The following is a 13,787-nucleotide window of genomic DNA, read 5'->3' as shown; positions in this document are numbered from 1 at the left end:
ATGGAGGCGCGACCCGGAGTCGAACCGAGATCGACGGATTTGCAATCCGCAGCATAGCCATTCTGCCATCGCGCCATTTTGTTTCCCTCTTACCGGGGAACGAGGCATACTTTACTAGAATTAAAAAATGAGTCAACAAGTAATTAATTGATTTTATTCAAGTGGTTAAATCGCATACTAAACAGATATTATATAAACAATGAACGCGTAAATAATATTCGTTATAGTGAATCAAAGCTTAAAGTACCGCTTTACCGTGCAAAGAAGTCGTAGCGGAAAGCGCGTAACAGAAAGTATTAGCTTATTTGTTTATTTCTCTAAAAAATAAACTGCATCGCTGTTGAGGATGCAAATGCCATTAATAGGGGCTTTACGAGTAGAGGGAGGCGTGATTGAGCACCTCAAAGCGCTAAATGATTGCTGTTCGCCCTGCTTTATGTAGATGGGTATGAACTCACTGAAAGTCTAGGCGCAAAAAACAGCTCAATGCCTGGTTTGATTACTCTTCATATAAAGATGGTGCCCGCGGCCAGATCTGCTTTATCAAAAGGAATCGCAGGCTTATTCTGCGAGGACGCCAAGATTTTATCGTATACCATCATTCAATGGGCTTAATTTGAAATACAAAAAAGCCCCGACATTGTCGAGGCTTATCTGCAACTCTCCGTAGAGAATTATTTGGTACCCGTGGCCAGACTTGAACTGGCACGCTTATTCAGCGAGGGATTTTAAATCCCTTGTGTCTACCGATTCCACCACACGGGCAAACTCTTGTTCTTTATAACTCTATAAAGTTATGGAGGCGCGACCCGGAGTCGAACCGAGATCGACGGATTTGCAATCCGCAGCATAGCCATTCTGCCATCGCGCCATAACTTTAAATTGGAGCGACATATCGGGTTCGAACCGATGACCTATACCTTGGCAAGGTATCGCTCTACCAACTGAGCTAATGTCGCTTTTCAATTTAAACTGTATTCAAGTTCTTGCTTGGTTTGCTTCCCCTTGACTACGGAATGGCATTCTACCGATTTGGTTGTCAGAGTCAATCGAGAAAAACCTTTTTTATGACTGTTTGATGTTAAATCAATCAATGTAAACAATATTGCAGCTTTTTGCTTATTAGATAGTCAAAATGGTAAAGCGACTCACCTGCCCTCGATTACATTTATTTGCATTGCCATGGTTTTAGCTTCTTTACTAGCGTCAATACCGGAGCCTTTAATACCGGAGTAAATTAATTGGCTTGTCTTTAACTTAATGGCATTAGGTCAGGAATGTAAAACTCTCGGTGGCGAACGCGCGTTCTAACTGATTGGCGATAAGTATCGTGATGACTTTATTCTAAGAACCGTGATGACTTTATTATTTTAAGGATAATGTATTTTAAGGATAATGTATTTTAAGACCTGAGTTTTTAAAACCCCAGAGCAGCCTGTAGTTATACCTATTACTGTTAGTACGTTTCAACCAATAATACTTAAAACAAAAAACGCCCCTATAAATAGAGGCGTTTTAGTTACTTAGATCCGCGATCTAAGCTTAATCCTAATTAGCATTTATGCATTAGGTAATGATTGGTAGTTAAGACCAAGCATTTTTTGCATCACACCTACAACTTGACAGCTGTAACCAAATTCGTTGTCATACCATACATAAAGAATAGTACGGTTACCGTCAGCAATAGTCGCTTGTGAGTCCACAACACCCGCGTAACGTGAACCGACTAAATCACTTGATACGATTTCAGTCGAATCAGTGTAATCAATTTGGTTTTGCAGTTCAGACTGCAGCGCCATATCTTTTAGGTACTCGTTCATTTCATGTTTATTCGTTTCACCGTCGAGGTTAAGGCTAATGATAGCCATAGACACATTTGGTGTTGGAACACGAATAGCGTTGCCTGTTAACTTACCTTCAAGCACAGGTAGTGCTTTTGAAACTGCTTTAGCTGCGCCCGTTTCAGTAATGACCATGTTTAGTGGTGCACTGCGACCACGGCGATCTGCACTGTGGTAGTTATCGATAAGATTTTGGTCATTGGTGTATGAGTGAATAGTCTCAACGTGACCATTTACGATGCCATATTTATCGTTAACAGCTTTTAGTACTGGGGTAATAGCGTTAGTCGTACAGCTTGCTGCAGATACAATTGTATCTTCGTCAAGAATGTCTGACTCGTTAACACCATAAACGATATTTTTAATGGCTCCTTTTGCAGGAGCGGTAAGTAACACTTTACTTGCACCAGGTGACTTAAGATGTAGACCTAGACCCGCTTCATCTTTCCAAATACCTGTGTTATCAACCACAAGTGCATTTGAAATACCAAACTTAGTGTAATCGACTTCATCTGGAGAATTTGCGTAGATAACCTGAATGTAGGTACCATTGGCAATGATTGCATTGTTTTCTTCGTCAACTTCTACAGAGCCATTGAATGGACCATGTACAGAGTCACGACGCAATAAACTGGCACGTTTTTCTAAATCGCCCTTGCGGCCACCACGAAGTACAATTGCGCGTAGTCTAAGCTTATTGCTTACACCTGTTCTTTCGATAAGAAGACGAGCGAGTAAGCGTCCGATACGGCCAAATCCGTATAGCACAACATCTTTGGCTGCTTGTGTGTCTTCTAAGGTGATTGCATCTGCAAGTTCGCGGCTCATATAAGCCTCTATTTGACTCGCATCTTGATACTCGCGCCAGTAATTGACTGCCAGTTTACCGATATCAACTTTACATTGTTTTACCGCTAACTTACTTAAAGCCTCGATAAATGGAAAGCTTTCACGTAATCTCAGTTTTTCACCAACATGGCGACGCACTAAACGGTGCGATTTAATGATTTCGATTGTAGAAGCATTTAGCAGAGGTTTGCCATAGACGACGACTTCTACACCTTGGTTACGATATAATTTACCAAGTAGAGGTTGCATAGCCTCTGCCATTTCGAAACGTTCTTGCCAACTTTGTAGGTGTTTATCAGCGCTCATTAACAGATCCTTTATCTCACTTTTCCAATTTTTTAATTAGAAATGTTTGAGTAACAAAAAGAAAAGACCAATAATCTAACGTTATATTAGGGTTCTTTCCCCGTTTGGTCGGCGCCATTGTAATGAAAAGTTAGCTTTCAGGCTAGTCAGAAATTTTCGTTAACAATGTAATTTTATTAGAAAAAAGTCCGCTTGGAGCCATGTTTGAACAAAAACTTTGTAATGTTTACATCATTTTTAGGAATTAGCGCTTTTTTGGGGCTTTTTGGCTGTGAAGGACCTACAAATACTCAGGTGATTTGTAACAAAAATCCCGAACTTTGTGCCGATTTGCACAAAGATAGTTGGTGTCGCTTCGAAAAAGGTGACCTGATCCGTAATCGATTCAAGTTGAAAGGTACACCGGAGCCCTCAGGTAAGCTAGTTTATGAGCAATTGTTATATTTAGAACGCTACAATAAATGTGTTGAATTGGCAGCTGGAGTTCAACATATTTTGCATCCTGAGCGAACCAATGATCGTGCTAGAGCATTTGGGTTAAGTTCACAATCATTAGCTGAGCTGGAAGCAACCACTAAGGGCAGTAATGACCCTCACCTCGCCTACTATCATTGGTCTCGATTTAATGATCCTCAGGCCGAGAGAATATTGTTTGCCGCAGAGGAACGCGGAGCTATTACCGATATAGTATTAAAAGCAGAGTTGGCTTCTTACTATCTTAGAATAAACCAGGCTAAGTCTAAGCAGCTCTATACTGAGGTGCTCGATGGCAGTACTGAAGAAAACTTTAACCCTGATTGGTTACTTGCTTTAGCGACACTCTATCGACAAGAAAACCAGTTAGAAATCGATTATTGGCTCTCTAAAACAAATATTGAATTAACTGAGGCTAATTTTTCCGAAGAGCAAATGCTGGCGTTGCTGAAAGGTGATAAAAGATTGCAGCGCAAATTAGATAAATACGCGTTAATACTTGCAGATCAACTACAATCTGGAAGTTATCAAAAGAGTAAATTAAAGAAACTACTTGATAAAGATATGAATGAAGCTTATTTACCATTATAAGCTGACATTTAACTATCATTTAGTTCTGACAATATATTTGCCAAGTTTCAAGTTTTTTGTACATTTATGCAATAATTGCTTGGAATCGCGACATGTGTAAAAAAATTACCTAAATTACGCTGACAAAGTGGCTTTTATAGCCGATATAACTTGACGATAGCTGTCAGTTTGGTAATTTTACTACCAGATACTTTTAAACATTTACCTGAGGGATATGAGATGACTATCCGAGTTGCAATTAACGGCTATGGCCGTATCGGCCGCAATGTTCTACGTGCTCTATATGAAAGCGAGAAGAACTATCCTATCAAGATCGTTGCACTTAACGATTTAGGTGACGCTTCAATCAACGCTCATTTAACTAAGTACGACTCAGTACATGGACGCTTTAACGCTAAAGTTGAGCATACTGATGACGCTATTTTTGTTAACGAAGATAAAATCCTTACCTTCCAAGAGCGTGACCCTTCAAAGCTTCCTTGGAAAGAGCTAGATATCGACGTGGTATTTGAATGTACTGGTATCTTCACTTCTAAAGAATCTGTTCAATCACATTTAGACGCTGGCGCAAAGAAAGTACTTATTTCTGCTCCTGGTAAAAATGTGGATGCAACTGTTGTTTACGGCGTAAACAACGATGTTATCACCAGCGATATGACTGTGATTTCAAATGCGTCTTGTACTACTAACTGTTTAGCTCCATTTGCTAAGCCGTTAAATGATGAAATTGGTATTGAATCAGGTCTTATGACAACGATTCATGCATACACCAATGATCAACGTTTGTCTGACGTTTACCACACTGACCTACGCCGTGCTCGTGCTGCTGCAATGTCAATGATCCCAACACAGACGGGTGCTGCTGCAGCTGTAGGTCTTGTTGTTCCTGAGCTTGCTGGTAAGTTTGATGGACTAGCAGTACGTGTACCTACTGTTAACGTGTCACTCGTTGACCTGTCTTTCGTGGCTGCACGTGACACAAGTGTTGAAGAGATCAACGCCATCATTGAGAAAGCAGCTTCTGTTGCTCCATTGAGTGAAGTGTTAGCTGTAAACCACGAGCCATTGGTATCAATCGACTTTAACCATAATCCATACTCTTCAAACTTTGACGCAACTCAAACTCGCGTTAACGGTCGTCTAGTAAAAGTAATGGCATGGTACGACAACGAATGGGGCTTCAGTAACCGCATGTTAGATAATGCAGTTGCACTTATGTCTGCTAAGTAATTCGAATGTTGTAATAAAAACCCAGCGAATGCTGGGTTTTTATTGTTATATACTTGAGAACTCGAAACAATTACGACCATTACCTTTCGCTTTATACATAAGTAGATCGGCTTGATTCATCAAGTAAGTGCAATCTATATCAACGTTCTTGCAATAAATGGCACCTAGGCTAACGGTAATAACTAACTGTCCAGCATCGCTATCTACCTTCGCCTCTGAAATACATCTTTGTATCGTATTAGCAAAAGCTTCTGCTTGCTCTTCGTTAAGCCCAGTCAAAAAAACACAAAACTCTTCGCCTCCTACACGGCCAAATACAGCGCTTCCACAAAGTGTTAGTTCCACTCTTTTGACGATTTCTATAATCGTTTGATCACCAACCTGGTGGCCAAACGTATCATTAACCCCTTTAAATCCATCGATATCGAACAGTAATAGCGTAATACTAGTTTTTCTAATATTATTTTGACGTTCAAACTCACTCATAAAAGCACGTCGATTATCGATACCCGTTAATGAATCTTTCTTCGCCAATAATTGTAATTCCTGATTTGCCGAGTAGAGTTCTTTAGTTCGCAGCATGACGGTTCTTTTAAGCTGTATAATGTAAATCGCAATCATGCTTAACGATAAAACTATCAGTAGTGGCAGTAAGTAACTCGGGTATACCGTTTCAACATGCAACCATTTCCTCTGAATACGATTCAAAGTGTCCTGCTCTACGCGGTTAAATCCATTCTTAACAAAATTAAGCAGTACCTCATTCCCTTTTGCTACAGCGGGTTTAACTGACGCGGTATAAAGATGCTGGACAGGTGCAAAAGCACTTTGCCTGTTTGATGTATACAAATAAAAGTTTGCAACTTGAAAATCAGCTACAAAGGCGTTGATGTCAGAACGTAAAGCCGCTTCAATCATTTGCTCATTATTTTTAAAACGGATAAATTTAGCTTTTGGGTAAGCTTGACGGATGAAGTTATCTTCATAGCTTCCTTCGATCACGCCTAGCGTTGTGTGCTCTACAATTGAATCTAAACTATCGCTAAGTAAAGACTGCTCTACAAATAGTTGACCTTCTAGCTGAGCGAGGTTATTAGCGTAGTCCAAATACCTCGCCCTATCATTTGACCATACTAAGCCAGCATGTATGTCGGCTTTACCTAGCCGTACATTATCGATAGATTCTTGCCAATCAGATAAAAGAAATTGAATTTCTATCTGATTCGTCTCGCCAAACTCTTTCCATAAATCAATTAGCAAACCTCTGGGCTCATTTTTATCATCAAGGTAAGAAAAGGGTTTCCATGCTTTGGAGTTCGCTATCACGAGTGCGATAGTGCTTTTGGGCGTATTATAAGACGAGACTCCAATGCCGTTTGGGTACATTGGTGTTAATAAGAGAATTAATACCAATAACATAAGCATTGAGAGGATAGTTAAAGGCGCAAATCGTAGGAATGGAGATTTACTGATTGTATTAGGTTTTTGCTGTTCTTGGTCACCTTTGGGGAAAGTCGCCACGGGATACAGTTCCTTTGCCATAATCCTTTAGGGGTAAAAATAACACTTTTAAAACAATTACTCTACGTCACCTGATTTATGTAAGCATGATTAACACTTAAGAATGATAACAAGCGTAATTTCGAATTTTGGCATGTTTTATGGGGCGGCGCGTATTGATGTCGACATAAACCCCATAAGTCCATTGTGTGCCATAAGAGCAGGAAGAGGAGAGTTTAGATAAATTTCCGTTTTTTTGTTGAACTAGATCCAATAGCTTCATCTATTACTTCGATATTTTGATTGATATAGCTAATTAGTATGTGCTTCTCGCTATCACCCATTCCAGTATTTAACACTGCACGGTGTAACTCTAGAGCTTCAGATTTATGACTAAGAAGTGTAAGCGCTGATATTTGGTCTAAATTTTGATAACGCATCAATAAGGCTCGTTGAGTAAGCCTTATAGATGCATGAATAAGTAATGTGAGACTTGTCACTTTGTCTTCAGTAATCACTCGCGGCTCAAAAGCCTGACATTGAAGAGCTTGTTGTCTAGTGGAATGCATATTTACCCCTGTAAAGTTTGCCCTGCTATTAGGCTATTGGGGTAAATAGTAACTTTCTAACGCTGTACGTTGGCTTAATGGCTATATTATCAACAAAGACACGTTCCAGGGTTAACTTCGTTTTATTCTCACGACTTTAAAAATATCCATTTCGAAGCCAGCAACCCCCTGCTTGTCTGGATAATAAGTCATGTTTACACGGGCACCGCTCAAACTCTTATATTTTTTGGTTCGCCTGAACGTAAAAGGAGTATCACAGTTATCAATCATGACAGTGTGAATGACCCAGTCATCTTTAGCTCTTTGTGTATGGGAACAAACTTTAACATCTTCTGAATGAACGAGCTTGTCATGCTTAACTAACATTTTGTCTACTGTGGACTTCACAATTTCCTCCATAGAAAAAAAGTAAGTAATAAAAGTAGCACAAAGTACTATTTGAGTAAAAAAATTTACTCAAAATGGCGGCCTTTAACCTAGCATAATCGTCATTGCTTCATTATTCCTGTTCATCTAAAGCCAGCTATGGGTCACCAAAGTAATGATTGTTATATGAAGGTAAACTTATTGCAGAATGCCACAAAAAGCATGCGGATATTGGATGAAAAAAAAGCGCTATGTCTGAGACATAACGCTTTTAATTAAGTCGTTATTGGATGCTAATTATTCAGGCTTCCAACCTAACTTCTTCTCTATTGAATCAATCATTGCACCAGCAATATCAATACCAGTAGCAGACTCAATACCTTCTAGTCCTGGCGATGAGTTGATCTCCAGTAAAAGTGGTCCACGGCTTGAACGGATAATATCAACACCGGCAACACGAAGTCCCATTGTCTTAGCCGCTTTAAGTGCTAACTGGCGCTCAGCAGCACTTACCGAAACGATAGATGCACTACCACCTTGATGAATGTTAGCTCTAAACTCACCAGGAGCCGCTGTACGCTCGATAGAAGCAACAACCTTACCGTCGATTACAAAGCAACGTAAATCCTTACCTTGAGCTTCTTTGATAAACTCTTGTACCAATAGATTTACATGTAACGATTTAAAAGCATTAATCACACTTTCAGCTGCTTTTGTCGTTTCTGCAAGTACAACGCCTTTGCCTTGAGTACCTTCAAGTAGCTTAACGATAAGTGGTGCACCACCAACCATATCGATTAGATCTTTAGTATCAACAGGTGAATTTGCAAATCCACTGGTAGGAATATCTAAGTTATTCTTTTGCAATAACTGCAAAGAGAATAGTTTGTCTCTTGAGCGTGTTATCGCATCAGAAGTATTAAGCGCCATGATATTCAGACTTTCAAAGTGGCGTGTTAACGCACAACCGTAAAAAGTCATACTTGGTCTGATCCGCGGAATAACCGCATCGAGGTCGTTTAATATACGGCCACCACGGTAATGTACTTCAGGCTCAGAAGCATCAAGCTTTAAATAACATTGCTTGATGTTTAAGAATACCATCTCATGACCGCGCTGTTCACCAGCTTCGATTATACGGCGGTTACTGTATAAGTCAGGGTTGCTCGCTAGTAAGCCGATCTTTAAACCGCTTTTCTTAGCCGATTTAACACCATATAGTTTTTCAACTTCATCATCATTTTGCTCACCTAAGCAAAATGAAGCAGAAGGGTCAACTAAGGTCTTGTTGCTCATCGCTTCACGGCCTAACAGCATGCGGTAACCCATGCTATCGCGGTTCGTTAATGTAAGTTCTACTTCCCACGCGTGACCACCTAGCTGAATAACAGAGGCAATAACGTAACGCTTTTCTGATTCGCCATTTGAACTCTTGATATTACGACGATCGATAACTTTACTTTCACATCGAAGAATGATCTTGCGACTATTTTGTATCGGGTGAAGCTCAAAAGAAACCCATGGCTCGCCTTCTCTTTTAAAAGGTCGGATATTGACAGCATGGATTGATGACGTTCTGGCGCCAGAGTCTACTCTAGCCTTAATTGCAGGAACACCAAGAGCTGGGAATGCACACCACTCTTCACTTCCGATAATAAACTTATTGTCGCTCATTACAATTCTTCCAGTTAAGTTAAATTAAGGAGCGCGAAAGTACTCCTTTTTTCAGCAGATGCAAACTAAATTTTAGTTATTTTCTGCATACCGATAGATTTTTTTCTAAAATCCTGAAAACTGAGATGTTCATCGTCGTTTTATAGACGTATGAACGGCTGACATCACGTTAACTCGATTAAAGATGTAGAGTATCAAAAATATGTTTTTTTGAGTAGTTTCATTAGGTAAATTATAATTTATACACATAATAAATGTGTTATTTTTACAATTTGTCAGTCAGTAGTTCTCAACAGCAATCGTTTTTATCCAGGTGCAACCGTGTAACGTATTCTGTTCTAAATACTGTTACCAAGGGATCACCTTAGCCTGATAATCATAAAATTCACCACTTTGTTCTTGTGTTAAAGAGTCTAATACTTGCATCATTCCTTTTACTGATGCATCTGTATCTATTAATGCATTAGGCCCCCCCATTGCAGTTAGCACCCAGCCAGGGTGTAAGGCGACACATTTAATATCATCAGCTTTAAGATCGATTGAAAGGCTTTTAACGACAGAGTTTAGTGCCGCTTTTGACGAGCGATAGTAATAGCCCCCTCCACTTCTGTTATCCTGCATACTTCCAACTTTGGAAGAGATAAATGCAGCAATGCTGTTAGACCCAAGTTTGAGATTTGTATATAAGGCTTCTGTTATTAGTAAAGGGGCAATGGTGTTGATCTCGAGTACTCTTCGCCACTCATTTGCATCCGTTTGTCCAAAGCTGACTCCCTTAGGACCATAATACCCGGCGTTATTGATGAGTAGATCTATCGGAACGCCATCTAATTCAGTGGTTAATGCCGAAATGGAATCTGCCACAGTAACATCTAGCGCTATCACCTTTAGCTGATCGAAGTTCGACTTTAGCACCGACAGCTCTACTGCTTTTTTGGGGTTTCGGCAACTAGCTGTAACTTGCCAGCCCGCCTTTAAATAGTGCTCAACGAACGCCCGGCCTATTCCGCGATTCCCACCAGTTATGAGTACATGTTTAGTCATTTAATTTACCTTAAAAAGATCGAGTTCTATCATCAAAGCTCAGTCTAGTTCAGAGTCAAGCAAAGTTGCGAAATAATGAGGGAAAAAATACAAAATATGAAGTATTAGTTACTCATTAACATCTATGCATTTCAAAAGCTTGTCTATTATATAAATGTGTTATCAAACGATATTATTCAGCAAATCAAGTGTTAGAGCGTCTGCTCGACTATTGGATACCGCTACAGCGCCATGCTTGCCCTGATAGACTTAGTCTATGTTAAAGATAAAGCAGAACACCTAATCAGATTGCAAAGGTAAAGAAAGTGTAAAACTCACACCAATTTAAGTGATGAAAGTTTAGCTACTGCAGATGAGCTTCTGCAACCACAGAGTCACATATGAGTAACAACTGGCAAGTATGGACCCTCTCTTGCAAGTTTAAATGTAATCCCATTTATCCTGTTAATTTAAGACCGCATAGCCACGATTTGTCATACAGTTTTTGATCACTGTTTGCTGCTCGGCTTCAAATGAATCTCTGTTTTGGCGCTTCTCTCTACCCTTAGAAATCACCCCAATACCGAGCCCTATTGCTGCGCCCTGTTTTGCCCCATCGGAACCTGAACCACCTGCGATAGCCTTACCGGCAGAGCCAATTGCAGCACCTTTAGCTGCAGTGCCAACAGCGCTCGAATCTGTACTTTTGTGTTTAACTTGAGTTGATAACTCTGTACATTGATGCAAATCATATACATAGTCCTTCTCATCAACTCCTGTTTTATCCACAATAATATTGGCTATGGCACTAAACGGTAACAACATACAACCAATTGCTAATAAATAACTTTTCATTAATAATTCCTATTTATCAAATAATTTTACTTTAATCATCAACAGAATCAATGGACATACTCTGTTTTGAATTCTTATGTATATCGATTATAGTACAGCCTTTTTCCTGTCCATCACTTGAACAGATCTTCACTAAGGCTCATTAATGAAACAAAATGTAAAATCTGTTGAGGAGGGCTTGTCTTACATATTGGGCACACAATCTTTCTACAAAGTAGAAACAATACAGTCGCTCTGGGCTGGATATGGTGAGATAGCAAGATACCGATTCACTTCATCAACACAGAGCAAGCTCAAGAGTGCAAATACCTTTATCGTAAAACATATCTGTCCGCCAAAGCAGGTAAAGCACCCAAGAGGATGGGCTGGCTCTTTTTCACATCAGAGAAAACTCAACTCTTATAAAGTTGAAATGAACTTTTATAAAGACTTTGCCGACCAGTGCGATCATAATTGTCAAGTACCTATGCTATTAGGGATGACAAGCTTCAAACATAGAGATGGATTGACCCAGCTGATTGTTATGACTGATCTAGATTCAAACGGGTTTTCAACGAGAGCGTCAGGTCTGACGATAGATCAAACTAAGTTATGTCTTCGTTGGTTAGCGCATTTTCATGCAAAGTTTTTAAAAATTTCAACTGAGACTGCACATGAAGGGCTTTGGCCAATTGGAACATATTGGCATCTTGAAACTCGCCATGAAGAATGGCTTGCAATGCCTGATACAATGTTAAAATCAAATGCAGCCAAGATAGATAACATACTGAAACAATGCAAATATCAGACACTAGTACATGGTGATGCCAAAGTTGCAAACTTCTGTTTTAACAAAAAATTCACGGATGTGGCCGCTGTCGATTTTCAATATGTAGGCACTGGAGTGGGTGTTAAAGATGTCATTTACTTGCTTGGTAGTTGTTTGACTGAAATAGACTGCGAGAGTAATTTCTCAGTATTACTGCATGATTATTTTTCAGAGCTTGCAAGGGCCATAGAATTATACCAACCCAATATTGATGCCTTACTCGTCATCAAAGAGTGGCAAAAATTAGTCTTTTTTGCCTGGGCTGACTTTGAACGCTTCCTCGTTGGCTGGGCACCAGAACACACAAAACGAAATCGATTCAGTGAAAAGATAACGCAAACGGCTTTAAATTATTGTAATGATCCTGCGTATCTTAACGTTTAACAGAACTAAACCGAGAGCAAACCGAGTGAAAGGCAAGAATATACTTGGATAAAATTTCTTATATATTAGCCAAGTGTTCCTCACTCTTTAGTTTCTATCTTGATATTCACTTAACAGAAAATCAATTGCTTGATCAAAAGTATCGACTTGATTGATAGACATGAACTCTTTTAAGCGAGTGACTAAATCATTACCAATCTCCATATGTGATTTTTTTTTACGTTTTTTTATTTGCGATAATTCTTTACGAACCATTCTCCAACCATAATCACTGAAGTACTGGTTGAGCAAAATATTCGATTTTTCCAAAGCTATATCTAAACCACGATTCTGTTTACGCTTATGATTTAGCTCTGATAAACTTTCTGTCAACATAATATACAGCTGATGACTATCGCCATTAGAATTAAATTCAACGAACCAGTCTTTTCTCTTTGTAACTTCAGTTAATGGAATGAGACGATAGATCAAAGGTAACGCAAATATCAGTTCATCGAGTTGCAGCAGTTTTAACATCCGCCCTGCTGTCGGCTTTGCGTTATGGTACTGCCAAACTTGTGCTGGCTTAACTGGATTTTTTGTATCTGTACCAGATTTAGACTCAGTCACAAGCTTAGACTTTTGTTCAACCTCAGATAACATTTTTTGTGTGACCATAATAAATTCTCGAGCCCTGTATAAGTATCAGAATAATGCATAAGGAAATAACCAACAGATAAAGTATGGTGTAACCACATTATATAAAAGTATTACTCTTTTCTCTATATAACTATCTATTAAATCTAGTGTTTTTATATTGCCCTCTATACATATAGGTAAGACAGATAAAATGGTGTCACCATACTAAACCCGTTGTTACCAAGTGTTATCACTCACATATTAGAACCTACATGCTAATCTAGCTTATTCATAAATACTCTGTTTCTTGCTATCTTGTTTCTAGTTAGCTTGGTCTTAATGGCCGTCCTTCTGCAGGATAGTTTTACTGTGTAAAATTTTACTCAAATTATAATGATGTCAGACTTACCTATTAGATATTATTGCCACGTTATTTACCTATGCCTTGTCTCAATTTATTTAAACTAGTTCTAACTCAAAGCCAACTCAAAGCTAAGTCAATTTAGAACCAATTTCAAGCATTAAAATGGTTACACCATTCTTTATTAAAATGATTTTCTCAAGTGCAATGCACCTGAGAAGGTTAATTTTAACCACTAAGTTTTGATTTCACTATTGCTGTTAAAGTGAGCAAAGAATGGCTACCTTTGTTCATAAAAACCGCAATTCTATCTTTTTCAATCTCTACCAGTGATAATG

General features: G+C 39.1%; 11 protein-coding genes, 4 tRNA genes and 1 pseudogene. 3 read left to right on the top strand and 13 right to left on the bottom strand.

All coding sequences use genetic code 11. The features are described 5' to 3' along the window. Position 1: 1 nt before the first annotated feature. The 5 genes from ACVBIO_RS18730 to ACVBIO_RS18710 all read right to left on the bottom strand — a co-directional run bounded on the left by ACVBIO_RS18730 (position 2) and on the right by ACVBIO_RS18710 (position 2,996). A tRNA-Cys gene (locus ACVBIO_RS18730) sits at positions 2-75 on the bottom strand. Between the two features lie 604 nt (positions 76-679). Next, positions 680-765, bottom strand: a tRNA-Leu gene (locus tag ACVBIO_RS18725). 32 nt (positions 766-797) lie between these two features. Continuing rightward, positions 798-871 (bottom strand) — tRNA-Cys (locus ACVBIO_RS18720). A 12-nt stretch (positions 872-883) separates the two neighbouring features. After that, positions 884-959 (bottom strand) — tRNA-Gly (locus ACVBIO_RS18715). Positions 960-1,559: 600 nt separating this feature from the next. Next, a complete protein-coding gene (locus ACVBIO_RS18710; protein WP_447159301.1) occupies positions 1,560-2,996 on the bottom strand; it encodes a glyceraldehyde-3-phosphate dehydrogenase in 1,437 nt (478 codons plus the stop codon). Between the two features lie 204 nt (positions 2,997-3,200). On the opposite strand from ACVBIO_RS18710, the gene ACVBIO_RS18705 reads away from it, so the two are divergent. Continuing rightward, on the top strand, positions 3,201-4,061 hold the full coding sequence (locus ACVBIO_RS18705; protein WP_447173200.1) for a DUF2989 domain-containing protein: 861 nt from the start codon (positions 3,201-3,203) through the stop codon (positions 4,059-4,061). A 219-nt stretch (positions 4,062-4,280) separates the two neighbouring features. After that, complete coding sequence (gap, locus tag ACVBIO_RS18700; RefSeq protein ID WP_447159303.1) at positions 4,281-5,291, top strand: type I glyceraldehyde-3-phosphate dehydrogenase; 1,011 nt, start codon at positions 4,281-4,283, stop codon at positions 5,289-5,291. Between the two features lie 45 nt (positions 5,292-5,336). Here gap and ACVBIO_RS18695 read toward each other — a convergent pair whose 3' ends face one another. From ACVBIO_RS18695 to ACVBIO_RS18665, 7 genes and pseudogenes are all read right to left on the bottom strand, one after another. After that, a complete protein-coding gene (locus tag ACVBIO_RS18695; protein ID WP_447173199.1) occupies positions 5,337-6,833 on the bottom strand; it encodes a transporter substrate-binding domain-containing diguanylate cyclase in 1,497 nt (498 codons plus the stop codon). A 194-nt stretch (positions 6,834-7,027) separates the two neighbouring features. Beyond that, positions 7,028-7,360 (bottom strand): hypothetical protein, encoded by a 333-nt coding sequence (locus ACVBIO_RS18690; RefSeq protein ID WP_447173198.1) that lies wholly within the window; start codon positions 7,358-7,360, stop codon positions 7,028-7,030. Positions 7,361-7,471: 111 nt separating this feature from the next. After that, positions 7,472-7,747, bottom strand: coding sequence for a hypothetical protein (locus ACVBIO_RS18685; RefSeq protein WP_447159306.1), 276 nt, complete (start codon positions 7,745-7,747; stop codon positions 7,472-7,474). 276 nt (positions 7,748-8,023) lie between these two features. Next, positions 8,024-8,908 carry a 30S ribosomal protein S6--L-glutamate ligase gene (gene rimK / locus ACVBIO_RS18680; RefSeq protein ID WP_447159365.1) on the bottom strand — a complete coding sequence of 295 codons (885 nt, stop codon included), beginning with the start codon at positions 8,906-8,908 and terminating at the stop codon, positions 8,024-8,026. A gap of 84 nt (positions 8,909-8,992) precedes the next feature. Beyond that, a pseudogene (locus ACVBIO_RS18675) lies at positions 8,993-9,400 on the bottom strand (ATP-dependent zinc protease family protein); the annotation flags it as partial. A 348-nt stretch (positions 9,401-9,748) separates the two neighbouring features. Next, positions 9,749-10,444, bottom strand: a complete 696-nt coding sequence (locus ACVBIO_RS18670; RefSeq protein ID WP_447170255.1) for an SDR family oxidoreductase — start codon at positions 10,442-10,444, stop codon at positions 9,749-9,751. 444 nt (positions 10,445-10,888) lie between these two features. Then, positions 10,889-11,278, bottom strand: coding sequence for a glycine zipper family protein (locus tag ACVBIO_RS18665; protein ID WP_447159308.1), 390 nt, complete (start codon positions 11,276-11,278; stop codon positions 10,889-10,891). A 145-nt stretch (positions 11,279-11,423) separates the two neighbouring features. Between ACVBIO_RS18665 and ACVBIO_RS18660 the strand changes: the two genes are divergently transcribed. Then, positions 11,424-12,470, top strand: a complete 1,047-nt coding sequence (locus tag ACVBIO_RS18660) for an oxidoreductase family protein (RefSeq protein WP_447173197.1) — start codon at positions 11,424-11,426, stop codon at positions 12,468-12,470. Positions 12,471-12,557: 87 nt separating this feature from the next. Here ACVBIO_RS18660 and ACVBIO_RS18655 read toward each other — a convergent pair whose 3' ends face one another. Next, a complete protein-coding gene (locus ACVBIO_RS18655; protein ID WP_447173196.1) occupies positions 12,558-13,127 on the bottom strand; it encodes a hypothetical protein in 570 nt (189 codons plus the stop codon). Between the last annotated feature and the right edge of the window lie 660 nt (positions 13,128-13,787).

This window comes from Shewanella sp. 0m-8, assembly GCF_052977265.1.
The sequence above is the reverse complement of the archived record's forward strand: the minus strand, read 5'-3'. Positions and strand labels throughout refer to the sequence as shown.